Origin of the sequence: Marinomonas maritima, assembly GCF_024435075.2 — a bacterium.
GTDB classification, from domain to species: Bacteria; Pseudomonadota; Gammaproteobacteria; order Pseudomonadales; family Marinomonadaceae; genus Marinomonas; species Marinomonas maritima.
On sequence record NZ_JAMZEG020000003.1, the window covers coordinates 387,121 to 412,453 of the forward strand.

At 43.2% G+C, this 25,333-nt stretch carries 20 protein-coding genes, 7 tRNA genes and 3 rRNA genes; 13 read left to right on the forward strand and 17 right to left on the reverse strand.

Annotation, left to right across the window (positions count from 1 at the left end; translation table 11 throughout):
* Positions 1-58 precede the first annotated feature (58 nt).
* From M3I01_RS14005 to M3I01_RS14045, 9 genes are all read left to right on the forward strand, one after another.
* On the forward strand, positions 59-637 hold the full coding sequence (locus tag M3I01_RS14005; protein WP_255896503.1) for a 50S ribosomal protein L25/general stress protein Ctc: 579 nt from the start codon (positions 59-61) through the stop codon (positions 635-637).
* Positions 638-656: 19 nt separating this feature from the next.
* Positions 657-1,241, forward strand: a complete 585-nt coding sequence (gene pth, locus M3I01_RS14010; protein ID WP_255896504.1) for an aminoacyl-tRNA hydrolase — start codon at positions 657-659, stop codon at positions 1,239-1,241.
* A gap of 27 nt (positions 1,242-1,268) precedes the next feature.
* On the forward strand, positions 1,269-2,360 hold the full coding sequence (ychF, locus tag M3I01_RS14015; protein WP_255896505.1) for a redox-regulated ATPase YchF: 1,092 nt from the start codon (positions 1,269-1,271) through the stop codon (positions 2,358-2,360).
* 114 nt (positions 2,361-2,474) lie between these two features.
* Positions 2,475-2,549, forward strand: a tRNA-Gln gene (locus M3I01_RS14020).
* Positions 2,550-2,557: 8 nt separating this feature from the next.
* Positions 2,558-2,634, forward strand: a tRNA-Met gene (locus tag M3I01_RS14025).
* Between the two features lie 11 nt (positions 2,635-2,645).
* Positions 2,646-2,720, forward strand: a tRNA-Gln gene (locus M3I01_RS14030).
* Between the two features lie 35 nt (positions 2,721-2,755).
* Positions 2,756-2,832 (forward strand) — tRNA-Met (locus M3I01_RS14035).
* 20 nt (positions 2,833-2,852) lie between these two features.
* Positions 2,853-2,927, forward strand: a tRNA-Gln gene (locus tag M3I01_RS14040).
* A gap of 115 nt (positions 2,928-3,042) precedes the next feature.
* Complete coding sequence (locus M3I01_RS14045; RefSeq protein ID WP_255896506.1) at positions 3,043-3,621, forward strand: porin family protein; 579 nt, start codon at positions 3,043-3,045, stop codon at positions 3,619-3,621.
* A 63-nt stretch (positions 3,622-3,684) separates the two neighbouring features.
* Here the strand turns inward: M3I01_RS14045 and M3I01_RS14050 are convergent, their stop codons facing one another.
* The 5 genes from M3I01_RS14050 to rluD form a co-directional block, all read right to left on the reverse strand.
* The gene (locus M3I01_RS14050) at positions 3,685-4,611 is read right to left on the reverse strand and encodes an IS3 family transposase (RefSeq protein ID WP_317133930.1); all 927 of its coding nucleotides are present in this window, start codon (positions 4,609-4,611) and stop codon (positions 3,685-3,687) included.
* Positions 4,512-5,039: a transposase gene (locus tag M3I01_RS14055; RefSeq protein ID WP_255896507.1), complete on the reverse strand. Its 528-nt coding sequence runs from the start codon at positions 5,037-5,039 to the stop codon at positions 4,512-4,514. The genes M3I01_RS14050 and M3I01_RS14055 overlap by 100 nt, the downstream gene beginning before the upstream one ends.
* A gap of 86 nt (positions 5,040-5,125) precedes the next feature.
* Positions 5,126-7,708, reverse strand: a complete 2,583-nt coding sequence (gene clpB, locus M3I01_RS14060; RefSeq protein ID WP_255896508.1) for an ATP-dependent chaperone ClpB — start codon at positions 7,706-7,708, stop codon at positions 5,126-5,128.
* 124 nt (positions 7,709-7,832) lie between these two features.
* Complete coding sequence (pgeF, locus tag M3I01_RS14065) at positions 7,833-8,579, reverse strand: peptidoglycan editing factor PgeF (protein WP_255896509.1); 747 nt, start codon at positions 8,577-8,579, stop codon at positions 7,833-7,835.
* 58 nt (positions 8,580-8,637) lie between these two features.
* Complete coding sequence (gene rluD / locus M3I01_RS14070) at positions 8,638-9,621, reverse strand: 23S rRNA pseudouridine(1911/1915/1917) synthase RluD (RefSeq protein WP_255896510.1); 984 nt, start codon at positions 9,619-9,621, stop codon at positions 8,638-8,640.
* A 161-nt stretch (positions 9,622-9,782) separates the two neighbouring features.
* Here rluD and M3I01_RS14075 point away from each other — a divergent pair, with 161 nt between their 5' ends.
* Positions 9,783-10,625 (forward strand): outer membrane protein assembly factor BamD, encoded by an 843-nt coding sequence (locus M3I01_RS14075; RefSeq protein ID WP_255896511.1) that lies wholly within the window; start codon positions 9,783-9,785, stop codon positions 10,623-10,625.
* Positions 10,626-10,646: 21 nt separating this feature from the next.
* On the opposite strand, the gene M3I01_RS14080 is transcribed toward M3I01_RS14075, so the two are convergent.
* The gene (locus M3I01_RS14080; RefSeq protein ID WP_255896512.1) at positions 10,647-11,324 is read right to left on the reverse strand and encodes a glutathione S-transferase; all 678 of its coding nucleotides are present in this window, start codon (positions 11,322-11,324) and stop codon (positions 10,647-10,649) included.
* 82 nt (positions 11,325-11,406) lie between these two features.
* Positions 11,407-11,619: a cold-shock protein gene (locus M3I01_RS14085; protein ID WP_112140838.1), complete on the reverse strand. Its 213-nt coding sequence runs from the start codon at positions 11,617-11,619 to the stop codon at positions 11,407-11,409.
* A 445-nt stretch (positions 11,620-12,064) separates the two neighbouring features.
* On the opposite strand from M3I01_RS14085, the gene M3I01_RS14090 reads away from it, so the two are divergent.
* Entirely contained in the window at positions 12,065-13,276 is a 1,212-nt protein-coding gene (locus tag M3I01_RS14090; RefSeq protein WP_275565146.1) for an ammonium transporter, read from the forward strand.
* Positions 13,277-13,410: 134 nt separating this feature from the next.
* Positions 13,411-13,869 (forward strand): tRNA-uridine aminocarboxypropyltransferase, encoded by a 459-nt coding sequence (locus M3I01_RS14095; RefSeq protein ID WP_255896513.1) that lies wholly within the window; start codon positions 13,411-13,413, stop codon positions 13,867-13,869.
* Here the strand turns inward: M3I01_RS14095 and M3I01_RS14100 are convergent.
* The 5 genes from M3I01_RS14100 to M3I01_RS14120 all read right to left on the reverse strand — a co-directional run bounded on the left by M3I01_RS14100 (position 13,859) and on the right by M3I01_RS14120 (position 17,788).
* Positions 13,859-14,566, reverse strand: coding sequence for a fumarylacetoacetate hydrolase family protein (locus M3I01_RS14100; RefSeq protein ID WP_255896514.1), 708 nt, complete (start codon positions 14,564-14,566; stop codon positions 13,859-13,861). The two genes, M3I01_RS14095 and M3I01_RS14100, sit on opposite strands and share 11 nt — an antisense overlap.
* A 30-nt stretch (positions 14,567-14,596) precedes the next feature.
* Complete coding sequence (locus tag M3I01_RS14105; RefSeq protein ID WP_255896515.1) at positions 14,597-15,235, reverse strand: cupin domain-containing protein; 639 nt, start codon at positions 15,233-15,235, stop codon at positions 14,597-14,599.
* Between the two features lie 258 nt (positions 15,236-15,493).
* Positions 15,494-16,423, reverse strand: a complete 930-nt coding sequence (locus M3I01_RS14110) for a porin (protein WP_255896517.1) — start codon at positions 16,421-16,423, stop codon at positions 15,494-15,496.
* A 440-nt stretch (positions 16,424-16,863) separates the two neighbouring features.
* Positions 16,864-17,409 carry a DUF2058 domain-containing protein gene (locus tag M3I01_RS14115; RefSeq protein WP_255896518.1) on the reverse strand — a complete coding sequence of 182 codons (546 nt, stop codon included), beginning with the start codon at positions 17,407-17,409 and terminating at the stop codon, positions 16,864-16,866.
* A gap of 169 nt (positions 17,410-17,578) precedes the next feature.
* Entirely contained in the window at positions 17,579-17,788 is a 210-nt protein-coding gene (locus M3I01_RS14120; protein WP_024024079.1) for a cold-shock protein, read from the reverse strand.
* A gap of 395 nt (positions 17,789-18,183) precedes the next feature.
* Here M3I01_RS14120 and M3I01_RS14125 point away from each other — a divergent pair, with 395 nt between their 5' ends.
* The gene (locus M3I01_RS14125) at positions 18,184-19,131 is read left to right on the forward strand and encodes an IS30 family transposase (RefSeq protein ID WP_255896519.1); all 948 of its coding nucleotides are present in this window, start codon (positions 18,184-18,186) and stop codon (positions 19,129-19,131) included.
* A 529-nt stretch (positions 19,132-19,660) separates the two neighbouring features.
* Here M3I01_RS14125 and rrf read toward each other — a convergent pair.
* The 5 genes from rrf to M3I01_RS14150 form a co-directional block, all read right to left on the reverse strand.
* Positions 19,661-19,775, reverse strand: a 5S ribosomal RNA gene (gene rrf, locus M3I01_RS14130).
* Positions 19,776-19,992: 217 nt separating this feature from the next.
* A 23S ribosomal RNA gene (locus M3I01_RS14135) occupies positions 19,993-22,891 on the reverse strand.
* A 289-nt stretch (positions 22,892-23,180) separates the two neighbouring features.
* Positions 23,181-23,256, reverse strand: a tRNA-Ala gene (locus M3I01_RS14140).
* Between the two features lie 23 nt (positions 23,257-23,279).
* Positions 23,280-23,356: transfer RNA gene (locus M3I01_RS14145), tRNA-Ile, on the reverse strand.
* A 74-nt stretch (positions 23,357-23,430) separates the two neighbouring features.
* Positions 23,431-24,970, reverse strand: a 16S ribosomal RNA gene (locus M3I01_RS14150).
* Together the 16S, 23S and 5S rRNA genes with 2 tRNA genes alongside form the textbook arrangement of a ribosomal RNA operon.
* Positions 24,971-25,333 lie beyond the last annotated feature (363 nt).

The window sequence follows — 25,333 nt, forward strand, 5'->3', positions numbered from 1 at the left end:
CGCTCGGAACGGGTCGCAGTTCTGGGCACAAACTTTGATTAATTATTAGGAAAATACCATGTCATTATCTATTAATGCCGTAGCACGTAATGAAGAAGGCAAGGGTGCGAGCCGCCGCCTTCGTAACACTGGTCTAGTACCAGCGGTTATCTATGGTGGTGAAACTGCACCACAATCTGTTTCTTTTAAAGACAACGAGATTCTTAAATCTGTTTCTACTCCAGGTTTCTTGACTGGTCTAGTTGAAGTATCTGTAGACGGTAAAGCAGAGAAAGTACTTGTAAAAGCGCTACAACGTCACCCAGCAACAGGCCTTGTTATGCACATGGACCTTCAGCGCGTTCAAGAAGACAAGCCAATCACTACTCGCGTTCCTTTAAGCTTCATCAACGCGGCTCAAAGTGAAGGCGTTAAAGGCCAAGGTGGTCGCTTGACAGTTGAATCTAAACTGGCTGAAGTTCGTTGCCTACCAGCTAACCTACCTGAAGTATTGATAGTAGACGCGATCAATGGTCAACTTGATCAAATTTACCACCTATCTGATGTTATTCTTCCAGAAGGCGTTGAATTGATTTCTTTGTTGAAAGGCGAAGATCACAACCAACCTATCGGTCGTATCGGCAAAGCTAAACGTTAAGACTATTGAAGGCAGTATTGTGGCAGGTTTCAGATTATTAGTCGGCTTGGGGAACCCAGGCAACGAATACGAGAACACTCGTCACAATGCAGGCGCTCAGTGGATTGAGGCATTGGCTCGTCAGAGCCAATGCCTTCTTCGCGCCGAGAAAAAGTTTTCCGGCCAATTTGGCAAAGTTTCTATAGCTGGTGAAGAATGTTACCTCCTTATTCCCACCACCTATATGAATTTAAGCGGCAAAGCCGTTCAGGCTGTTTGTCAGTTCTATAAAATTCCCCCTGAAGAAGTCCTTGTTATTCACGATGAGCTTGATATTCCACCCGGTACAGCTAAATTAAAAAAAGGTGGTGGGCATGGTGGTCACAACGGATTAAAAGACATTATTGCTAAGCTTGCGAACAACCGTGACTTTGGCCGCCTAAGAATAGGTATTGGCCACCCAGGTCACGCAAGTCAAGTCGCCAATTACGTTCTTAAAAAAGCGTCTCCTGACGACTATGCAAAAATAGAACAAACAATCGACGAATCATTGCGCTATGTTGACGACATAATAAAAGGCAACTTGAACCCTGTAATGAATCAACTTCACAGCTTCAAAGCGTAACAACTTAATTATTTTAGGAATCTCACTATGGGTTTTAATTGCGGCATCGTTGGGTTACCTAACGTCGGTAAATCAACTTTATTCAATGCGTTAACCAAAGCAGGTATTGGCGCGGAGAACTTTCCATTCTGTACAATCGAGCCGAATGCTGGCGTTGTTGCCATGCCCGACCCACGCCTAGACGCACTAGCAGCCATCGTAAAACCAGAACGTGTTTTAGCCACGACAATGGAATTTGTTGATATTGCAGGCCTTGTAGAAGGCGCATCAAAAGGTGAAGGACTTGGTAATAAATTCCTAGCCAATATTCGTGAAACGGACGCAATTGCTCACGTTGTTCGTTGCTTCGAAGATGAAAACGTCATCCATGTTTCAAACCATGTAAACCCAAAACTAGACATTGAAGTAATCAACCTAGAATTGATCTTTGCGGATATCGAGTCCATTGATAAACAAATTTTTCGCACCGCAAAAAATGCAAAAAGTGGTAACAAAGACGCTATTGCCCACAAAGCACTATTAGAAAGCATTAAAGAACACTTAGAAAATGGCCTTCCTGTACGAGCTATGACACTGTCTGATGACCAAAGAAAAGAAGTCCGTGCCCTACATCTATTAACAACCAAACCAACCATGTACATTGCAAACGTCTCTGAAGATGGCTTTGAAAACAATCCTCACCTAGATCAAGTACGAGAAATTGCTGAAGCAGAAGGCGCAATGGTGGTTCCTATATGTAACCAGCTTGAGGCAGAAATATCCGAGCTAGATGCAGAAGAAATGCAAGAATTTCTTGATGAGATGGGCATGGAAGAACCAGGACTGGATCGAGTGATTCGTGCAGGCTATGAACTTCTAGGCCTTCAGACCTACTTTACAGCGGGTGTAAAAGAAGTACGTGCATGGACAGTCAAACAGGGCGCAACCGGCCCACAAGCTGCTGGAGTGATCCACACAGACTTTGAAAAAGGCTTTATTCGCGCCGAAGTGGTCAGCTATAACGATTTCATCCAATACAAGGGTGAAAGTGGTGCAAAAGAAGCTGGAAAATGGCGCCTAGAAGGAAAAGAGTACATCGTAAAAGATGGTGACGTAATGCATTTTCGCTTTAATGTTTAACCTATTGTAAAACATTTTTAGGAAAACACTTGACCCATTAACCGGATATATGAATAATATCGCGCCACAGAGGCAGTAGATCATTTTATGTAAGCGGCTTTTGTGTCAGTCTGTTGGGGTATAGCCAAGCGGTAAGGCAACAGGTTTTGATCCTGTCATGCGTAGGTTCGAATCCTTCTACCCCAGCCAACAGACAAGGCTATGTAGCTCAGTTGGTTAGAGCACATCACTCATAATGATGGGGTCACTAGTTCGAATCTAGTCATAGCCACCACAATTCGATATTGGGGTATAGCCAAGCGGTAAGGCAACAGGTTTTGATCCTGTCATGCGTAGGTTCGAATCCTTCTACCCCAGCCATCGATAGTTTTTATTAGTAGTTAATATACAGTTTAGGCTATGTAGCTCAGTTGGTTAGAGCACATCACTCATAATGATGGGGTCACTAGTTCGAATCTAGTCATAGCCACCAGCGAAAAGAAAATCAGTTATTGGGGTATAGCCAAGCGGTAAGGCAACAGGTTTTGATCCTGTCATGCGTAGGTTCGAATCCTTCTACCCCAGCCATCTATGTAAATAATCTTCACAGTACATCATCCCTTTTCCTTATTTCATTGGATTTTACTTCTCTTCAATCTATAATTAGACAAAATTTATCCAACTTGATATATGGACGCTAATTATGAAATCAACAAAGATTGCTTTTACTCTATCAACACTATTGCTAGCAGGTGCTGCCAATGCCGACATTCTTGGCGCTAACGCAGAAGCTGGTCTTTTTGACGGTGATGATGGATCTGCAACCTATGTAAGTCTTGATGTACAACACCCTATCCCACTAATTCCAAATCTGCGCTTAGATGTATGGGACTTTGAATCAGACCCTTCTGGAATAGACATTAGCCACTTAGATTTCACTGGTTATTATGGCGTGGGGATATTATGGGCTAGCATTGAAGGCGGCGTTACATTTCGCAGTCTAGACATGGATAGAGGTGCATCTAGCGATAGCGAATCAGTTCCCATGCTTTTCTTAGCCGCTTCTCTGGCGATTCCAGGCACGGGTGTCACACTGGCAGCGGAATCTAAAAGCATTTCTTCATTTGATGATGTCACTATTACTGACCAATCATTCAAAATACAGTACCAGCCTTTACCCGTTCTTGGCTTGGAAGTCGGTTATCGTTCAATCGATCAAGAAACTAATTTCCTTAATAAAGATTACGATGGTTATTTCATCGGTGTAACTCTCGATATTTAATTGCCTAAGCTTTACTCATAAAAAACTCTAATCTGAAGTGACCCCATAAAGTTGGACACTTTATTAACCTGCTAACAATGCCTGATTTCGGTACTCTACCGGAGTCAGGCCATTTAACCCCATTATTATTCGTTTTGTATTGTAGTAATCAATATACTCTTCAAGTTTTTGGATCAGATCATCTGCATCCTCGAAGGTTTCACCATGGAACATTTCCGTTTTTAGTAATGCAAAAAAGTTCTCAGCCATAGCATTGTCCAAGCAATTTCCTTTTCGTGACATACTTTGTTGTAGTCCATGTTTCTCCAAAAGATGCCGTGTTTGCTTTTGCTGGTACTGCCAACCCTGATCACTGTGTAATATCGGTGTTTCTCCTTCTTTTAGGCCACTCATAGCTTCTTTTAGCATGTCAGTCACGAGCGGTAAATGCGCTGTTTTTTTAATCTGGTAGGCAATCACCTCTTGATTAAACAGATCAATCACGGGAGATAAGTATACTTTTTGCCCTTTAATATTAAACTCTGTCACGTCGGTGACCCACTTCTCGCTCGGCCTGTCCGCTTTGAAGTTTCGGCATAAGAGATTGTCAGCGATACGTCCTATTTCGCCTCGATAAGAGCGATAGCGTTTAGGACGTACTTTAGATTTAAGCCCCAATAATTTCATCAGCTTTTGCACTTTTTTATGATTCAGTTCTATTTTTGCTTTACGAAGCTCTGTGGTGATACGTCGATAACCATAACGGCCTTTATGTTCATGGAAGATCTCTTGTATCTTTTTCTTCGCTTCAGCATACGAATCAGGCTGTGCTAATCGTTGACAGTGGTAATAAAACACACTTCTCGGCAATGACAACGATCGAAGTAAATTCGGTAACTTAAACCGATCTCTTAACCCTTGGACGATTGACGCTTTTTCTTGGCTTGTTGGCGTTTCATCTCGTCCAAGGCTTCTAACTTTTTTAAAACAGCTACCTCCGTTCGACGATATTCCAGCTCCTCACGAAGCTCTTCTACGGTCATTTCATCAATAGATTTATCATTTGATTCTTGGCTCTGTTTTTTCATAGAAGTGCACCCTCGCTGTTTAGGTTGGAGGCCTTGGAATCCTGATTGATCAAACTCACGTAGCCATACCCAAAGCGTACCGGGAGAGGAAAGATTGTAAAAGGCACTTGTGTAATGTAATGACCAATTTTCTGACCACATTCTTTTAAGAATATCGGCTTTATCTTTAGCGGTACGAGGAGATTTTGGTGGTAGAAAGGATTTTTTACCATTGAAGCTATAGACCTTGCTCCAATAGCGAATCTGACTGTGTGGAATAGACAGCTGTTTTCCAAGCGCCTTTGGTGATGAAACACCATTAAGACATTGTTGAGCTAATGCGACTTTAAAAGTACGACTGTATTTTGACATAAAAAAGAACCCCCAATATTGGTTGTCCAACTATTGGGGGTCACTTCAATCTTTTTAAAAGACTAGAGTTTTTTATGCCTAGTTATTCACTGGCTTTTAGTAAAAACCAGCGTACCATCGACAACGTCCGCCACAATACGATCACCGATAACAAAGTGACCAGACAGTAGTTCATTTGCCAATGGATTCTCTATCCACTTCTGTATCGCTCGTTTCAACGGCCGAGCACCATAAACCGGATCATACCCAACCTCAACCAGCTGATCAGAGGCCGCATCGGTTAACACTAACGACATCCCCATCTCCGCCAATCGTTCGTTCAAATGAGACAGTTGCACCGTTGCTATTCCCTTGATCTGCGATTTCATCAAAGGATGAAACACAACGGTTTCATCAATCCGATTAATGAACTCTGGACGAAAATGCATTCCTACCACTTCCATCACTTTAGATTTGATTTCTTCATACTGGTCAGCAGATTTATACTCTTGAATCAAATCAGAACCTAAATTCGATGTCATAACAATAACCGTATTTCTAAAATCCACGGTACGTCCTTGACCATCCGTCAATCGACCATCGTCCAAAACCTGCAAAAGAATGTTAAAAACATCTGGGTGTGCTTTTTCAACCTCATCAAGCAATAGCACAGAGTAAGGTCGGCGTCTGACAGCTTCAGTCAAATACCCCCCTTCTTCGTAACCAACGTAACCTGGAGGCGCACCAATCAAGCGAGCCACCGAGTGTTTCTCCATAAACTCAGACATATCAACTCGAACCATTGCCTGCTCAGTGTCAAACAAGAATTTCGCTAACGACTTACAAAGCTCCGTTTTACCCACCCCTGTCGGCCCCAGGAAGAGGAAAGACCCGTTAGGACGGTTAGGATCTGCTAAACCTGATCGAGAACGCCTAACCGCATTAGACACCGCTGAGACCGCTTCATTTTGCCCCATCACAGATTCATGCAATGCACCTTCCATACGCAACAACTTATCTCGCTCTCCCTCAAGCATTTTATCAACCGGAATACCCGTCCATCGAGAAACAACAGTCGCAATCTCTTCTTCCGTCACGCGTCTTTTCAGTAACCGCGTCTCTGTATTTTCCTCTGCTTGACTGGCCTTTTCGATTTCAGTCTCAAGCATTGGAATCACGCCATACTGAAGCTCGGACATTTTCGCTAAATTACCACTACGGCGAGCCTCTTCCATCTCATGACGAACCGCTTCTAATTCTTCTTTCAGCTTTTGCGCCCCCTGAACCGCAGCTTTCTCAGCGTTCCAGATCTCTTCTAAATCAGAAAATTGTTTCTGCAAACCATCAATTTCACTATCCAACTCCGCCAGTCTCAGCTTAGAAGCTTTGTCTTTTTCCTTCTTAAGTGCCTCTCTTTCAATTTTCAACTGGATTAAGCGGCGCTCCAAACGATCCATATCCTCGGGCTTAGAATCCATTTCCATCCGGATGCGACTACCGGCTTCATCAATCAAATCAATGGCTTTATCTGGTAATTGACGGTCGGTAATGTAGCGCTGGGAAAGCTTAGCCGCCGCAATGATCGCAGAGTCTGTAATATCAACGCCGTGGTGTACTTCGTAACGCTCCTTCAAGCCTCGCAAAATAGCGATGGTATCCAATACACTCGGCTCTTCCACTAGCATTTTTTGGAAGCGTCGCTCCAACGCGGCGTCTTTCTCAATATATTGACGATATTCATTCAACGTCGTTGCACCGACACAATGGAGTTCCCCCCGTGCCAAAGCAGGTTTGAGCATATTGCCGGCGTCCATCGAGCCTTCTGACTTACCCGCTCCTACCATGGTATGAATTTCATCTATAAATAAAATGATCTGCCCTTCTTGTTTGGACAATTCATTAAGTAAAGCTTTTAAGCGCTCTTCAAATTCTCCGCGGTACTTAGCGCCGGCAATTAACGCCGCCATATCAAGCGACAACACACGTTTGTTTTTTAGACCTTCAGGTACTTCACCATTTATAATGCGCTGCGCTAAGCCTTCAACAATCGCGGTCTTACCTACTCCAGGTTCACCAATTAAAACGGGGTTATTCTTACGGCGACGCTGCAAAACTTGTATCGTACGGCGAATTTCATCATCTCGTCCGATCACTGGGTCAAGCTTGCCCTCTGCCGCCCTTGCGGTAAGGTCTACCGTATATTTATCTAAAGCTTGACGGTTTTCTTCTGCATCAGGATCATTAATAGAATCACCACCGCGAATGCTGTCAATGACAGTGGCAATGTCCGCCTTCGTGACACCACTTGCTTTTAGGCTTTTGGCAAGATCATCTTTGCCATCAAACATCGCCATCAATACCAATTCAGAAGAGATAAACTGATCTTTTCTCTTTTGTGCTTCTTTGTCCGCTAAATTCATTAGCCGACCTAGCTCAGGTGACATCTGAACATTCCCATCATGATCCTGAACCTTAGGAAGACGAGACAGCAACTCATTTAAACTTTCACGAAATTTAGCAACGGGAATGCCCGCTTGCTGTAAAATAGGGCGAGTACTTCCCCCTTGCTGATCCAGCAAGGCAATCATCAAATGAAGCGACTCGATATAAGAATGATCCTGCCCCAAGGCAACGGACTGAGCATCGGAAAGCGCCAACTGCAATTTACTGGTTAAACGATCTATACGCATGATCTGACATCCTTTGAAAAATAAGATGGAATATTACGATTAAGAACTTAATAGTTCTCAAAAATGACTTTTCAAGATCTTCAGTGTCATTTTTTTGACACCCATCAATAAAACAGAGGATTATTTAGCTATCTATCCAAATAACAGAGGCCATTCGCCCCGTTTTACCATCACGTCTGTACGAATAAAAATTCGCCTTGTCTGAAAAAGTACAATGATCACCACCATAAACTTGGGTAACGCCAGCGGCATGCAAGCGCTGTCTCGCTAACAAATAAAGGTCGCCCAACCATTTATCCGACGCTTGCGTCGCTTTAAAAGCCTCTTCCGCCTCAGGATACAATGTCATAAAGGCCTGTCTCACTTCGCCACCAACCTCAAAGGCTGTCGCTCCAATCGCAGGCCCCAACCACGCCATGACACTACTTTTATTATCAAATTGCGCCAGTGTCGACTCTAAAACACCAGCGCATAGGCCACGCCAACCAGCATGAGCAACCGCTACCTGTGTGCCCGATTGATTACAAAAAAACACGGGGAGGCAATCCGCTGTTAATACTGCACAAACTTGATTTAAAGCATCAGAAAAAGCCGCATCGGCGCTTTTAGGTAAAAAGTCGCAAGGCAATTTCACAACGTCTGTGCCATGCACTTGATTTAGCCAAACAACCGAATCAGGCATGTTGATAAAGGACGCAAACAAATGTCGATTTTGAATGACTGCTTCAGGATTGTCCTGTACGTGAACGCCTAGGTTCAGTCCATCAAACGGTGTACAACTGACCCCGCCAATACGAGTAGAAACATAAGCACAAACAGAAGAGGGAGCGGGCCAATTAGGCTGAATAAAAGAAGATTTATGAGAAGACATCAGTCTCTCCAAACAAAACCAGTAGTAAGTAATAAAGGCAGCCGAAGCTGCCTTATTTTTAGAAATATTCTGAGTCGCTGCTATCAGATTCTAGCGTATCGGCTTTAAGCGCTTCCAATAATCGCTTCATATCATCAGGCAAATCGACTTCCCACTCCATCCATTCACCAGTAACGGGATGAGAGAGCTCCAACCTTTTAGCATGCAATGCCTGTCGACGAAAACTACGCAATTGTCTCTGCAATTCCGGCGTACAAGCTTTTGGCATCTTCAGACGACCACCATACTGAGGGTCTCCAATCAATGGATACTGAATAAACGCCATGTGAACACGAATCTGATGGGTACGTCCTGTTTCGAGCTTCAAGCGAATATGCGTATGATTCTTAAAGCGCTCAACAAGTCTATAATGCGTGACAGCATCTTTACCATGTAAAGGCTCCACCGCTTGTTTCTGACGATTATGAGGATGGCGGCCAATGGGCTCATTCACCGCGCCCCCACCCGTCATGACACCGATGGATATAGCCTCATATTCACGTCCCATACTGCGCTCTTGTAGCTGGGAAACTAAATCAGTCTGCGCTACTAACGTTTTCGCAACAACCATTAAACCGGTAGTCTCTTTATCAAGCCGATGTACGATGCCTGCACGCGGTATATGTGCAGTTTCAGGAGCATGGTGAAGAATCGCGTTCATTAAAGTGCCGTCACGATTACCAACAGCCGGATGCACAACCAAACCCGCGGGCTTGTTCACAATCATAATTGAACTGTCTTCATAAACGATATCGAGCGCCATTTCCTGCGCTTCATGGTCCTCTTGAGCCTCGATAACAATATCAAGTGTAACCATCTCACCACCAAACAACTTTTCTTTTGGTTTAATGATTTGACCATCTACTTTCAAGGCACCTTCTTTAATCCAGCTTTGGATACGTGAACGTGAATAGTCGTTAAACAATTCCGTCGCGATCTGATCAAACCGATTACCACCCAAATCGAAAGGAACTTGGGCTTCTTTTACTATGCGCTCTGCCATACAATGTACTTAAGTCTGTTGTTTTCAGTTCATTGATTTTATCATTGAGTCTGAAAGTGAAAAAAACGTGTAGCGCCTTGCACTTCATCATCTTTCGCAATATAACGCTACAAAATGCCGATTTAGGCTAATCTACTACCATATCAAGGTTTTGATTATACATGGGATTTCATCACTCGTTGCTCCGATTCTCTGGAATAGTTAGTTTTTCTTTATTCATTGTTGCTTGCTCCAGCAAACAAGTACAAGAACCAGACCTGCCTGAACGTACTTATTACGATAAAGCTCAGCAAGCACTGGAAGAAAACCTTCCTTCCACCGCCATAAAACACCTAAAAGATTTAGACTCTCGCTACCCATTTGGTGAGTTCAGTGCTCGTGCAGAACTGGATTTAATTTATGCCCAAATTGAAGCCAGTGACTTCATAGCCGCCCACGCGACCGCCGATAGGTTCATCAAAAATCACCCGGAACATGACTCCGTCGATTACGCCTATTACATGCGTGCACTTTCTACTTACAAAGGTGCCGAGAGCTTAATGTCTCGCTATCTAAACTTAGACCCAAGCGAAAGAGACTCAAAAGAACTGGCAAAGGCATTTAATGAACTTGCAGACTTTACCTCTCGCTACCCGAACAGCACCTTTGCTCCTGATGCAAAAGCACGGATGTATTATTTACGTGAAATGGTGTCACGCCATGAATTGCAAGTGGCTCACTATTATCTAAAAAGAAAAGCACCTCTTTCTGCTTTACGTCGCAGCCAAGAAGTCATTCAGCATTACCCAAGCACTCGGTCTGTCGAAGAAGCTCTGGCGATTTCAGTCCAATCTTATAATGATCTAGAACAGACAGATCTAGCGCAAATAAATCTTGCCGTGTTGAAGCAAAGCTTCCCCAATTCTTCGCATATTGACAGTGAAGGTAACTTCATTGCCCTTGAACTTCCAAACGACGCTGACCCAAGCTTTTTATATTGGGTTACCTTTGGGCTAATCGATTAATATCCAGTAACCACGAACCGCTTAGCGAGCAGGGAAGAGGATTTCCTCTTGACCTGCTTCCCAAGCTGTATTTTTAACCATCACAACAGATTTAAACCTTTCAGAATTCAAAAACTTAGCCAACCACACTTTTACGTTGTGATATTCAGATAATTCAAACCATGCTTGATCAACAGCAGCAAATTGTCGCACAAATGGGAACACCGCAATATCTGCCACACTAACACTCTCACCAAATATAAATGCACTTTCCTTTAAACGTTTATCTAAACGCTGTAAAAAGACCTCTCCTTTACGACGGTAATAACCTTCACTAAATTCAGGGTATCGATCTGCGTATTTATAACGATCCAACCAATACTTAAAGAAGCGATCATTATATTTTATCCATGCTTTCACTTTATTTTGTTTAATAATTTGAAAGGGCCATAGAGTATCCAAAGAAATGTAACTATCTGCCTTCGAAAGCGCCCAAAAAATAATATCCAAGCTTTCTGGGTATCTAGCGCCATCGACATCTATAAGCTGAGGCACACTTGACCGACCGCCTAAGGATAATAAGGCAACAGGCTTTGACTTTAAGACAACCTCCCTTAAATACACAGGCACACCGAGAAGAGCAATAACGTATCTAGCTCTTATGGCATAAGGGCAACGCCTAAACGAATACAGCACTGGCAACACAATAACCTCCGACATTTAGCGTACATATTACAAATTATAAGCATAAAAAAGCCATGCTGTATAAAGCATGGCTTTTTGAAAATAATCAAAGGTTTAACTATACAATAGTTACATTCTCAGCCTGAGGACCTTTTTGCCCATCAGTGACTTCAAAAGTCACTTTTTGACCTTCTTGTAGAGTACGACGACCATCACCGTTTATAGAACGGAAATGAACAAAAACATCCGCCCCACCTTCACGTTCAATAAATCCAAACCCTTTTTCATCATTAAACCACTTAACAATACCTGATACTAACTGACCTGACATAACAACCTCATTTTTTATGTTGCCCTTAAATAAGCAATCTTTTAACTACGCTAAAAATAATTAGACTTTCAGCAACGATCTAACCGTTAAACATAATATAGAAAATTCGAACTAAATAAATACGCTAACACTTCGATAATATGTCGTAAAAAATAAAATAGAAACCAAGTATTGTTAAAAAAAGTAATAGTTAATACGTAACAACCATAGTGCAAATTCAAAACTCAAAGCGCACCTACGGAAATCAAACCACCAAAAATCCAAAACAGTGCATTTTCCAAAAGATAAAAAAGAAAGCACCAAAAAAATGCACAACTGGAATAATTATTGCTTAATTCCAGAACGATTTCAGATTGACAGAATAAAAAGCCCATAAAGCCCCATAAAAGAGCACCGGAAAGTGAGAAAATCCATTACGGTGCAATAAAAACATTAGGAGCCATCCGTGACAGCCACAAACAGTGCAGTAGAAATGCTCGTTTCTAGTTCAAATACTCTTTTCATACTACTTGGCGCGATCATGGTATTTGCCATGCATGCCGGATTTGCTTTTTTAGAAGTCGGTACAGTACGTCATAAAAATCAGGTCAATGCGCTCGTCAAAATCATGACAGATTTTGCAGTATCGGCACTTGTCTATTTCTTTGTCGGCTATCAAATTGCCTATGGTGTTAACTTCTTCGAAAGTGCAGCCACCCTGTCTCAGGAGAATGGCTACGCACTTGTAAAGTTCTTCTTTTTGATGACATTTGCCGCCGCAATACCAGCGATTATCTCAGGCGGTGTTGCTGAACGAGCAAAATTTTACCCTATGTTAATATCCGCCGCCGCTATTGTAGGTATCGCCTATCCATTTTTTGAAGGTATCGTATGGAATGGAAATTATGGAGTTCAAGGCTGGTTAGAAGAACAATATGGTGCTCCTTTTCATGACTTTGCAGGATCAGTTGTCGTTCACGCTTTTGGAGGCTGGGTTGCTCTTGCTGCTATTATTTTGCTCGGCACTCGTAATGGCCGTTTTAGGCATGGTAAATTAGTCGCCTTTGCACCATCAAACATTCCTTTTCTTGCATTAGGGGCTTGGATCCTTTGTATAGGCTGGTTTGGCTTTAACGTCATGTCAGCACAAACGCTAGATGGCATTAGCGGCTTGGTCGCCGTGAACTCTCTAATGGCCATGGTTGGAGGCATTATTGCTGCCATGATATTTGGCAAAAATGATCCGGGGTTTATTCATAATGGCCCATTGGCCGGGCTTGTTGCAATATGCGCGGGATCAGACATTATGCACCCCATTGGCGCATTGGCGACTGGCGCATTTGCTGGCGCCATTTTCACATTTTTATTCACCCATATTCAGCAAAAATTCAAACACACTGATGATGTTCTTGGTGTCTGGCCGTTGCATGGCGTTTGTGGTGCATGGGGAGGCGTTGCAGCAGGAATTTTCGGATCAGAGGCACTTGGAGGTTTAGGCGGCGTGAGCTTTATGTCTCAGCTTATAGGGAGCCTAGGTGGTATTATAGTTGCCACATTATCTGGATTTATTGTTTACGGCATGGTTAAAGTCGTCAGTGGATTACGCTTAAGCGAAGAGGATGAATTCAATGGCGCAGACTTATCCATCCATAAAATTGGTTCTATTGGTAAAGAGTAAAATACTCTAGCTCACTACGAACTAAAAGCCTAAGTTTGTTCTAACCACTTTTCATTAGATCAAACTTAGGCTTTTCTATTTTCACCATCCACTAAAGTTAAGTAAAATACACTTTTCCAAAGAGAATTTATTAAATGCAAATTTGGCTGCTAACACACAGTGAAGAATTCAAAAAAATAACTGGAACCGGAAAGCTAGTCAAAGAAATACTGAAAAATGAATGTGACATCATTGAGTGGTCTAGAGTCATGCCGAGCAAAACTATTTTGAATTTATCACCAGAAGATACTCTACTCATCTATCTGTGTGAAAATGAAGAACTCAAATACCATCACGACAGCGGAATAACGGTAAAAAACATAATAATCATTGATGGTACCTGGCAACAAGCTCGAAAAATTTACAACCAATCCCCCTACCTGAAACGATTCAAACATTATGAGATAGCAGACATAAAGTCCGTTTACAGCAAACGTCGCAACCAAAAAGTCGCAGGGTTATGTACAGCAGAAGTCGCAATTCACTTATTAGCAAAATATCAGCATCCAGCAATGCCGACTCTACTCGATAGGTTTACTGAATTTAATCGGTAACGCTCACTCTAATTTCGCCAAGATACTCAACCCAAGCCACCATTTCATCGCCAACAACAACAGCACCTACATTTTCAGGTGTACCTGTCATGATCAAATCACCCGGTCTTAATTCAAAAACCTCTGATAATTTACAAATAACCTCTGCAATAGACCAAGTTAAATTTGAAACACGACTAATCTGCTTAATATCACCGTTAACCTTTAAACCAATTTCCGCTTTTGCAATATCAACAGTAAGACGATCATTTTTTAAACGTATTGGACTTATTGGGGCAGACTCATCAAATGATTTCCCTACCTCCCAAGGACGACTCTTCTTTTTTGCTTGCGCCTGGAGATCACGTCGTGTCATATCCAAACCGACAGCGTAGCCAAGGATTGCATCAACTGCTTGTTCCGCGGTTAAATTACGACCCGCTTTACCTATAGCAATAACAAGTTCAACCTCATATTCGAACTGTGACGAAGCCATAGGATAGGAAATATCGGTCACGTCAGAAAAACCAGCAGGAACAACACATGACGCATCTTTCGCAAAAAAGAATGGAGGGTCTCTTTCAGGATCATCGCCCATTTCTTTTGAGTGCTCAGCGTAATTTCGACCAACGCAATACACTCGCCCAACTGGGAAAATCTGATCACTTTCCACAACAGGCAAAAATACACGCTTTTGTTCCGGTATAATATGTGTCACATAAACCTCAAAATAATAGGCAGACTAAATTTAAAAGTGCCCTGCTTTTAACCAAATAAAACAATTTGACACAACATTCCAACGGTCTAATGAAAACTCAGGCTCTCGTAGCCAACCGCCAGTAGTCATTAGATTACCACCGTATTGTGCCTGCCCAGATATAATGAATAACTCAACGGAAGAACATAAGTCCAATTGCCTTAATATATCGTCACCATTTCGAATACGAATAAGCCAAACTCTCTCTACACCAAACTGATAAAGTGACAAGATTTCTGACTGTCTAGATGACCAAATACTAGGTGTTTCGACATAGACCTGATTCAAGTCTGACACTTGAAACTGGTGCAACTTCACTAATAAGAAACAGCCATCAAAACTATGGGGAGCATGACTAGTACCTGGAGGGTTCCTGAAATAACTACCAGCCTTAAAATCGCCTTTTTCATCGGAAAAAATACCATTTAATACAAGTATTTCTTCACCCAATGGATGCGGGTGAGGACGAAAAACAGAACCAGCTTCGTAGCGTACCAAACTCGTCGCATGACCTCGCTCAGCCTCTTCTCTTGCCAAAGGTTTTCTATGAACGCCAGACATAGGACTGGCAATCCAATCAATTTTGCCCGTATCCATGAATACCGTTTCAGAAAAGTCCATGTTGAGCATAATTAACTGCCAGCCACCTTAAAAAATAAGTTTAACGGCTTGATTAAATAACAATCAAGTTATTCCTTATTTTTAAAATAAAACTGCACAATAAAAAAAGGCACCAGATGTTGCCATCTGGTGCCAAAATGTTCCAACAAATCCGCCTACAAGAGAAGAAATATGGAACCTTGAATGATCTTGCTTAACGTAAGGCTCCTACCTTAATTAGACAAATAGGAGCCTTAGAGTAAATAAAATCACCTATTAAAGAAGATCTTAGAAACCGTAGTAAACACCAACAGAAGTTTGAGTATCAGTATCGTTGTTAGAAGCATTCTCATACTTACCAACTTCACCGAACACATAAACGTTAGATGCAAGGCTGTAAGTTACACCAGCAGCGTATTCGTTAAAGTCATTAGAGCCAGCAGCATCAGGATCAACATTCTGATAAGAAGCGTACACATCACCAACACCGTAACCGTAACGGGCAGCTAGACCTAATACATCTTGAGTATCTTCAGTCGTTTCATACTTACCCGTAACAGACAAGTTAGCCATCGGCATAACTGTAACGGCTAAACCTGTAGTCGCTTTAGGATCAGTCGCTGAAGTATTTTCACGAGAATCATAACCCAATGCAACAGACACTAGATCAGTAGAGTATTTAACAACACCCATAACTGAAGTACCATCTGTATTAGATGCAGCTAATTCACTATTGTCACCTTTAACTTGGGCAGCAACTTGAACTTCAAACCCATTCATAGAAGGAGAGAAGTAAGCAATCGTATCGCCTTCAGTCGTTTTTGCAGCGTTTGTCATACCTAGATATTCAAACTGATCAACAGAGTCTTGAATAGCATTGTTGTAAATAGTGTCGAAAGAACCAACTTGTACTTTACCAAAGTTACCTTTCAAACCAACAAACGCTTGGTCAAGACCAACGCTAACGTCACCAGACTTTTGATCAGCGTCAGCTTCTAGCTCATACTTGAAGAAAGCAGTTAGATCATCATTAATTTTTGTTTCGCCTTTCAAGCCGATAGTCGACCCGTTATCTTCAAAATTACTTCCTGCATCTTTGTCTATGTACGCATATTGAATGTTACCGTAAACATCTACTGTAGAACCTTCAGCAGCTTGAACTGATACAGAAGCAAGTGCAGCACTGGACACAGCAATAGCAATAATCGATTTTTTCATTCTCGTTTCCCTTTAAAATATTTAGCTTTTTCTTGTAGGCGCTTGATATGTGCAAGCAACAGTCAAACAATTTAAACATTTCACAGAAATTGACAACCTTATGCGAGCTACTTGCATGCATTATCCATTTTATGATCTTTATTTATGAAATATATAATTAAAAAAGGATATTGAGTGTCATATAAATATCGTAAAAATAAATAAAATTGCTATTTTTCAACCGCTTAAATATCTTAAATTTAAAAACAAAATGAAATGTGAATTTTTTTACTTTAATGACACTTTAGAATGCATTTTTTGAAAATATTGCGTAAACACACAGCGGATTTTCGAAGAAAGGTAACAATTAAAGTGGAATGATTTTAGAGAAAGACGAAGAAATCAAAGTAGAAATGAGCTAGAGGGTCAGAGACCCCCCCTTAGGCGTGTAAAAAAATCTTTTACCACATTAAATCATCAGGAATTTGAAAGTCTGCATAGGGGTCATTATCAACACTCTCGACACGATTATTACAAACAAGTACGTACGAAGAATCCCGCTCATTAATCTTCACAGCAACCGGTTCAGGAATAAGTTCATACTGCTGATCAAGCTTAATGATAGCCAAGCGCCCACGGCTCAAATCATCATGCATTGACTGACTAATATACAGTTTTTTCACTTTTTTATTATCAGTAAAGTGATAAGCAATATCGCCATTTTCTTTTCGAACACGATTTTGATTTATCATCTGACGAATTTGCCCTTGCACCGCTTTAGACTCAGCAAGCTTTTGTCGCTCCAAATTCAAAGCTCGATCTTTCTCTGCTTTATCATCTCTTTGACGCTTCAGCTCTTCCAAACGCTCATCATGATCAGTGGTAACAATTTTGCCTTTTTTAACTTTTTGTTTATGTTGTAAGGTCTCTGCTTTTAATTTTTTAACCTTCTTCTTATCAACGAGACCTACACCCAACAACTGCTCTTGTAATGACTTAGCTGCCACAATAATTAACCTCCGTAATACCAACCAGAATATAATTAACAACATCAAACTGGATATAGAAAAGCCTTAGTATTGAAAGACCCTATCTCGATCTATAAAAACAAAAAAAGCGACTTAAAAGTCGCTTTTTAGCATTCGCACTGCTGAGAGAATCCTCAGCAACGTTACCTTATAAAGGTGTAACGTTTTGAGCTTCAGGGCCTTTTTTGCCTTGAGCTACTTGGAATTCAACTTTTTGGCCTTCAGCCAAAGTTTTGAAACCAGAAGTGTTGATTGCAGAGAAGTGAACAAAAACATCAGGACCTGAATCCTGAGTAATGAAACCGAAACCTTTAGTTTCGTTGAAAAATTTTACTGTACCAGTTACTACGTCAGACATGTCTGTTTATCCTGTAGGTTAAGTTAATTTATACGTAAGTGCTATCACCTACGTTATAGTGCTAAAAAAACTCGGTATTACTTATGATTTAACAGGACGAACATACTGACGTATTATTCGCAACTCTGGACATAAATATTGCCAACTCTTTTAAACGAAGTTCATTCTAGCCCGCTTTGAATCTCTAGGTCAACTAAGTTTTGAAAAAAATATCAATAAAATGTTACCTGTAATCAGATAAGAACAGTAAAAACTGTCGGTATGAATTAGATAGATTTATTTTTTAGTTATGCCTAAATTCAGATAATAAGTGCGACACTGCAATAGAGGTGTAGAGGAAGCCAACTGCTGAAGTTGGTATGATTCTTCTTACCACAGAATGAAGCAGTACCAACATGAATTATCAGCAGTTGACCGAAGGCAAAAGATACCAGATTTCCGCTCTTTTAGGACAAGAAATATCAGTGGCAAATATTGCACGAACACTGAATTGTCATAGAGCGACGGTTTATCGTGAGCTAAAGCGGAATAAAAAAGTAACAGAATATTGCCCTGACAAAGCTCAAAGCGCTTTTTTAATACGGCGAAAAACATCCGCTAAATATCGTATATCATCAAAGACGATTGATTTTATTCGTATTTTAATTGAAATTGACTGGAGTCCTGAGCAAGTCTCTGACGTACTCAAAAACTGTGGTGTTCCTGTTAGTCATGAATGGATTTATCAGTACATCCATGATGACAAAAGAAACAAAGGGACACTTTATCGCCATTTGAGACAAGGAAAAAAACGCTACCGGAAAGGCCAGCGAACGAAAGCAGAAGTGATTAAAAACAAGGTCTCTATTGATGAGCGCCCAGCCATTGTAGAGACAAAAAAGCGTTTTGGTGATTGGGAAATAGACACTGTTTTAGGCAAACATGGAACAGGTTCTATCGTCACCTTGTTAGAAAGAAAGACGCGCTTTTACCTCATAAAGAAAGTGGATTCGAAATCAGCTAAAGATGTGACTCAAGCGACTATAGAGTTATTGATGCCGTTTAAAGATCATGTACACACGATCACAGCCGATAATGGCCGAGAGTTTGCCTACCATGCTGAGATAGCTGAAGCATTAAATACGAAAGTGTATTTTGCTCATCCATATAGCTCTTGGGAGCGTGGCGCTAATGAAAATAGCAACGGACTTTTAAGGCAGTATGTACCCAAAGGCACTGATTTAAGAGAAGTTACAGAAGAGAGAATACACTTCGCGATGAGACGAATAAACTATCGTCCAAAAAAGTGTCTAGGGTTCAAGCAACCAGCGATGGTTTTTAAAGAAATGTGCTTAGTTGCTTGAAATAAAAAGTGTCGCACTTCGGACTTGAATTCGGGTGAAACAAAACCCCTTCTCATCTATTTCATTTGATCCTGAGCAACACCGACAGCAATTTAAAGACGCCCTCACGGCACCTCAAAATGCTTCACCTAATGAGATTATGGCCTTATTAGGTATAACTTTTAATACTCAACGCGCTCTCCTAGCAGCTATCCAAACCGCGAAAAGGCGAGTACCGAAGTGCCCAACAAGTCCTACTCAGTGAGTTAGCAGACAACACGCGTTAATCCATATCCCGCCTATACAAAAGTCCACTTCAGAATGAAGCAGGCTTTTTTTGTGCATAAAAAAAGGCTTATCCCCAGATTAGCAAGAATACATGAGGGTATTTATACTGTAAGTTTGCATTCAATCACCTCACACACTATCAGGCATCTTTATGTTCCAGCACCAAGATAGACGACGCCTTCCCTGATCACTTTTCTTAACCATTTATTTCAGCCAAAAAAAAGCCCTGACAGCGTTAGCTATCAGGGCTCTCTTAATTTAAGCTTGACGACGACCTACTCTCACATGGGATCTCCCACACTACCATCGGCGATGGCGCTTTTCACTTCTGAGTTCGGGATGGGATCAGGTGGTTCAACGCCTCTATGATCGTCAAGCAATTCTGCTGCGTTCGTTCCGGTGGTGTCTTTAGATGATAATGTCTATCCTCTGTTTCTTCCCACCAAAACACGCGAAGACATGCTTGGATCTTTAACAATTCTTTTTTGAAATAACAATAATCAAGGTTAAACCGATGTTCATCATTGCTGATGTGTATCGTAATCTGTGTCTGTGTTTTTAAAGTATTATTCTTTAAAACCACTTTGGTGTTATATGGTCAAGCCTCACGAGCAATTAGTATTGGTTAGCTCAATGCCTCACAGCACTTACACACCCAACCTATCAACGTCCTAGTCTCGAACGGCTCTTTAGGGGACTTATGTCCCAGTGAGATCTTATCTTGAGGGAGGCTTCCCGCTTAGATGCTTTCAGCGGTTATCCCGTCCGAACGTAGCTACCCGGCAATGCCACTGGCGTGACAACCGGAACACCAGAGGTTCGTCCACTCCGGTCCTCTCGTACTAGGAGCAGCTCCTCTCAAATCTCAAACGTCCACGGCAGATAGGGACCGAACTGTCTCACGACGTTCTAAACCCAGCTCGCGTACCACTTTAAATGGCGAACAGCCATACCCTTGGGACCGGCTTCAGCCCCAGGATGTGATGAGCCGACATCGAGGTGCCAAACACCGCCGTCGATGTGAACTCTTGGGCGGTATCAGCCTGTTATCCCCGGAGTACCTTTTATCCGTTGAGCGATGGCCCTTCCATACAGAACCACCGGATCACTAAGACCTACTTTCGTACCTGCTCGACGTGTCTGTCTCGCAGTTAAGCGTGCTTTTGCCTTTACACTCTACGCATGATTTCCGACCATGCTGAGCACACCTTCGTGCTCCTCCGTTACTCTTTGGGAGGAGACCGCCCCAGTCAAACTACCCACCACACAGTGTCCTCGATCCAGATAATGGACCTGAGTTAGAACCTCAAACATACCAGGGTGGTATTTCAAGATTGGCTCCAATAGAACTAGCGTCCTATCTTCAAAGCCTCCCACCTATCCTACACAAATAGGTTCAAAGTTCACTGTGAAGCTATAGTAAAGGTTCACGGGGTCTTTCCGTCTAGCCGCGGATACACAGCATCTTCACTGCGATTTCAATTTCACTGAGTCTCGGGTGGAGACAGTGTGGCCATCGTTACGCCATTCGTGCAGGTCGGAACTTACCCGACAAGGAATTTCGCTACCTTAGGACCGTTATAGTTACGGCCGCCGTTTACTTGGGCTTCGATCAAGAGCTTCGCTTGCGCTAACCCCATCAATTAACCTTCAAGCACCGGGCAGGCGTCACACCCTATACGTCCACTTTCGTGTTTGCAGAGTGCTGTGTTTTTAATAAACAGTCGCAGCCACCTGGTATCTTCGACCGACTAGTGCTTACGGAGCAAGTCCTTCACACCGGCCGGCGTACCTTCTCCCGAAGTTACGGTACCATTTTGCCTAGTTCCTTCACCCGAGTTCTCTCAAGCGCCTTGGTATTCTCTACCTGACCACCTGTGTCGGTTTGGGGTACGGTCAATGTATATCTGAAGCTTAGAAGTTTTTCCTGGAAGCATGGCATCAACCACTTCGCCCAAAAGAGGGCTCGTCATCAGTTCTCGATCTTCCCACTAAAGGGAGGTGCCCGGATTTGCCTAAGCACCTAACCTACCGCCTTAAACACAGACAACCATCGCTGTGCTGGCCTAGCCTTCTCCGTCTCTCCATCGCAATATACATCGGTACAGGAATATTAACCTGTTTTCCATCGACTACGCATTTCTGCCTCGCCTTAGGGGCCGACTCACCCTGCCCTGATTAACATGGGACAGGAAACCTTGGTCTTCCGGCGGGGGAGTTTTTCACTCCCCTTATCGTTACTCATGTCAACATTCGCACTTCTGATACCTCCAGCCTGCCTTACAGCTTGACCTTCAACGGCTTACAGAACGCTCCTCTACCATGCCTAATAAATTAAGCATCCGTAGCTTCGGTGTACAGTTTGAGCCCCGTTATATCTTCCGCGCAGGCCGACTCGACTAGTGAGCTATTACGCTTTCTTTAAAGGATGGCTGCTTCTAAGCCAACCTCCTAGCTGTCTAAGCCTTCCCACATCGTTTCCCACTTAACTGTAACTTTGGGACCTTAGCTGACGGTCTGGGTTGTTTCCCTTTCCACGACGGACGTTAGCACCCGCCGTGTGTCTCCCGTAATTGCACTCATTGGTATTCGGAGTTTGCATGGGGTTGGTAAGTCGGGATGACCCCCTAGCCCAAACAGTGCTCTACCCCCAATGGTGAGATACGAGGCGCTACCTAAATAGCTTTCGAGGAGAACCAGCTATCTCCGAGCTTGATTAGCCTTTCACTCCTATCCACAAGTCATCCCCAGCCTTTTCAACGGATGTGGGTTCGGTCCTCCAGTTGATGTTACTCAACCTTCAACCTGCTCATGGATAGATCGCCCGGTTTCGGGTCTATTCCCAGCAACTAAACGCCCTATTAAGACTCGGTTTCCCTACGGCTCCACTACATGCTTAACCTTGCTACTGAAAATAAGTCGTTGACCCATTATACAAAAGGTACGCAGTCACGGAACTAAGTCCGCTCCCACTGCTTGTACGTACACGGTTTCAGGATCTATTTCACTCCCCTCACAGGGGTTCTTTTCGCCTTTCCCTCACGGTACTGGTTCACTATCGGTCAGTCAGGAGTATTTAGCCTTGGAGGATGGTCCCCCCATATTCAGACAGGATATCACGTGTCCCGTCCTACTCGTTTTCACTATAATGGCATTTTCGTATACGGGGCTATCACCCTCTACGGCGGCTCTTTCCAGAGCCTTCTACTAACACCAAAATAACTTAAGGGCTAATCCCCTTTCGCTCGCCGCTACTTAGGGAATCTCGGTTGATTTCTTTTCCTAAGGGTACTTAGATGTTTCAGTTCCCCTCGTTCGCCTCGTATGGCTATGTATTCACCATACGATACCCGCAAGCGGGTGGGTTTCCCCCATTCGGACATGTTCGGATCAAAGTCTGTTTATCGACTCCCCGAACCTTTTCGCAGATTACCACGTCCTTCATCGCCTCTGACTGCCAAGGCATCCACCGTGCACGCTTGGTCACTTGACCATATAACCCAAAGTAGTTTCATGCCGAAGCACTTACTAACGTTAGATCACAACCAAAGAGCTTTTGTATCTCTTTGGATTTACGATAATAGAAGTCACTAGGTTAAAGTGAACTTCCACCGGTTTAACACTTGATTTATCGTTATTTCAAAATTCGAATTGTTAAAGAGCAAGTTTAGTGCAAAGCACTAAGTCAGAGACTAAAAATCATCAAGCACTTGAAGTGTTGATGCTTAGTATCTTGCTTAGGACTCTAGCTAAATCTTTTCACACAGAAAATAAGTAAGAAATGGTGGAGCTATGCGGGATCGAACCGCAGACCTCCTGCGTGCAAAGCAGGCGCTCTCCCAGCTGAGCTATAGCCCCATATCTTTTACTTATCGAGTATTTGGTGGGTCTGGGCCGATTTGAACGGCCGACCTCACCCTTATCAGGGGTGCGCTCTAACCAACTGAGCTACAGACCCAAATACTTTCTGTGCTTCTTATAAATTAGACATCAGATAATTTGTGTGAACGCTCACCAGAGGTTTCTATCGTTTAAGGAGGTGATCCAGCCCCAGGTTCCCCTAGGGCTACCTTGTTACGACTTCACCCCAGTCATTGACCACTCCGTGGTAACCGCCATCCCCGAAGGGTTAAGCTAGCTACTTCTGGAGCAATCAACTCCCATGGTGTGACGGGCGGTGTGTACAAGGCCGGGAACGTATTCACCGTGACATTCTGATTCACGATTACTAGCGATTCCGACTTCATGGAGTCGAGTTGCAGACTCCAATCCGGACTACGACGTACTTTGTGGGATTCGCTCACTATCGCTAGCTTGCAGCCCTCTGTATACGCCATTGTAGCACGTGTGTAGCCCTACTCGTAAGGGCCATGATGACTTGACGTCGTCCCCACCTTCCTCCGGTTTGTCACCGGCAGTCTCCTTAAAGTTCCCACCATTACGTGCTGGCAAATAAGGACAAGGGTTGCGCTCGTTACGGGACTTAACCCAACATTTCACAACACGAGCTGACGACAGCCATGCAGCACCTGTCTCACAGTTCCCGAAGGCACCATCTGATCTCTCAAATGTTCTGTGGATGTCAAGAGTAGGTAAGGTTCTTCGCGTTGCTTCGAATTAAACCACATGCTCCACCGCTTGTGCGGGCCCCCGTCAATTCATTTGAGTTTTAACCTTGCGGCCGTACTCCCCAGGCGGTCTACTTATTGCGTTAGCTGCGCCACTAAGTCATTACAACCCAACGGCTAGTAGACATCGTTTACGGCGTGGACTACCAGGGTATCTAATCCTGTTTGCTCCCCACGCTTTCGCACCTCAGTGTCAGTATTAGTCCAGGGTGTCGCCTTCGCCACTGATGTTCCTTCCTATATCTACGCATTTCACCGCTACACAGGAAATTCCACACCCCTCTACCATACTCTAGCTAGCCAGTATCGGGTGCCATTCCAAGGTTGAGCCCTGGGATTTCACATCCGACTTAACAAACCACCTACGCGCGCTTTACGCCCAGTAATTCCGATTAACGCTTGCACCCTCTGTATTACCGCGGCTGCTGGCACAGAGTTAGCCGGTGCTTCTTCTGGGGCTAACGTCAAAGCAATGAAGTATTAATCCACTACTCTTCCTCACCCCTGAAAGTGCTTTACAACCCTAAGGCCTTCTTCACACACGCGGCATGGCTGGATCAGGCTTGCGCCCATTGTCCAATATTCCCCACTGCTGCCTCCCGTAGGAGTCTGGGCCGTGTCTCAGTCCCAGTGTGACTGGTCATCCTCTCAGACCAGTTAGAGATCGTCGCCTTGGTAGGCCTTTACCCTACCAACTAGCTAATCTCACGCAGGCTCATCTAATAGCGGAAGGCTCCGAAGAGTCCCCTCCTTTCCCCCTCAGGGCGTATGCGGTATTAGCATGCGTTTCCACATGTTGTCCCCCTCTACTAGGCAGATTCCTACGCGTTACTCACCCGTCCGCCGCTCGTCAGCAGGAGCAAGCTCCCCTGTTACCGCTCGACTTGCATGTGTTAAGCCTGCCGCCAGCGTTCAATCTGAGCCATGATCAAACTCTTCAGTTAAAAGTTTGCTCACTCAAATCTTATTACACTAACTATAACTTAATCGATTCGTCATCCCGAAGAACAACAAATCAACATAAAGCGATTGCCGTGTAGACTCTCGTAAGACTTCAATTTTTTTGATCAACTACATCTCGGTAAAACCGGTCTGCGATGATCTTCTGAAGCCTCTAGCGAGCGCCCACACAAATTATCTGATTATCTATTTTAAAGAGCGATCTGATCTTCGGTTCAACGTTCTTACTAAGTAAGTTACAAACTGTTGTTTGCGTCGTTGTCCGTGTCAGTGGAGGCGTATAATACAGCCTGAATCTTTTAGCGCAAGCCCTTTTTTAAAGTTTTTTACTTTTGTTTCGTTCACGT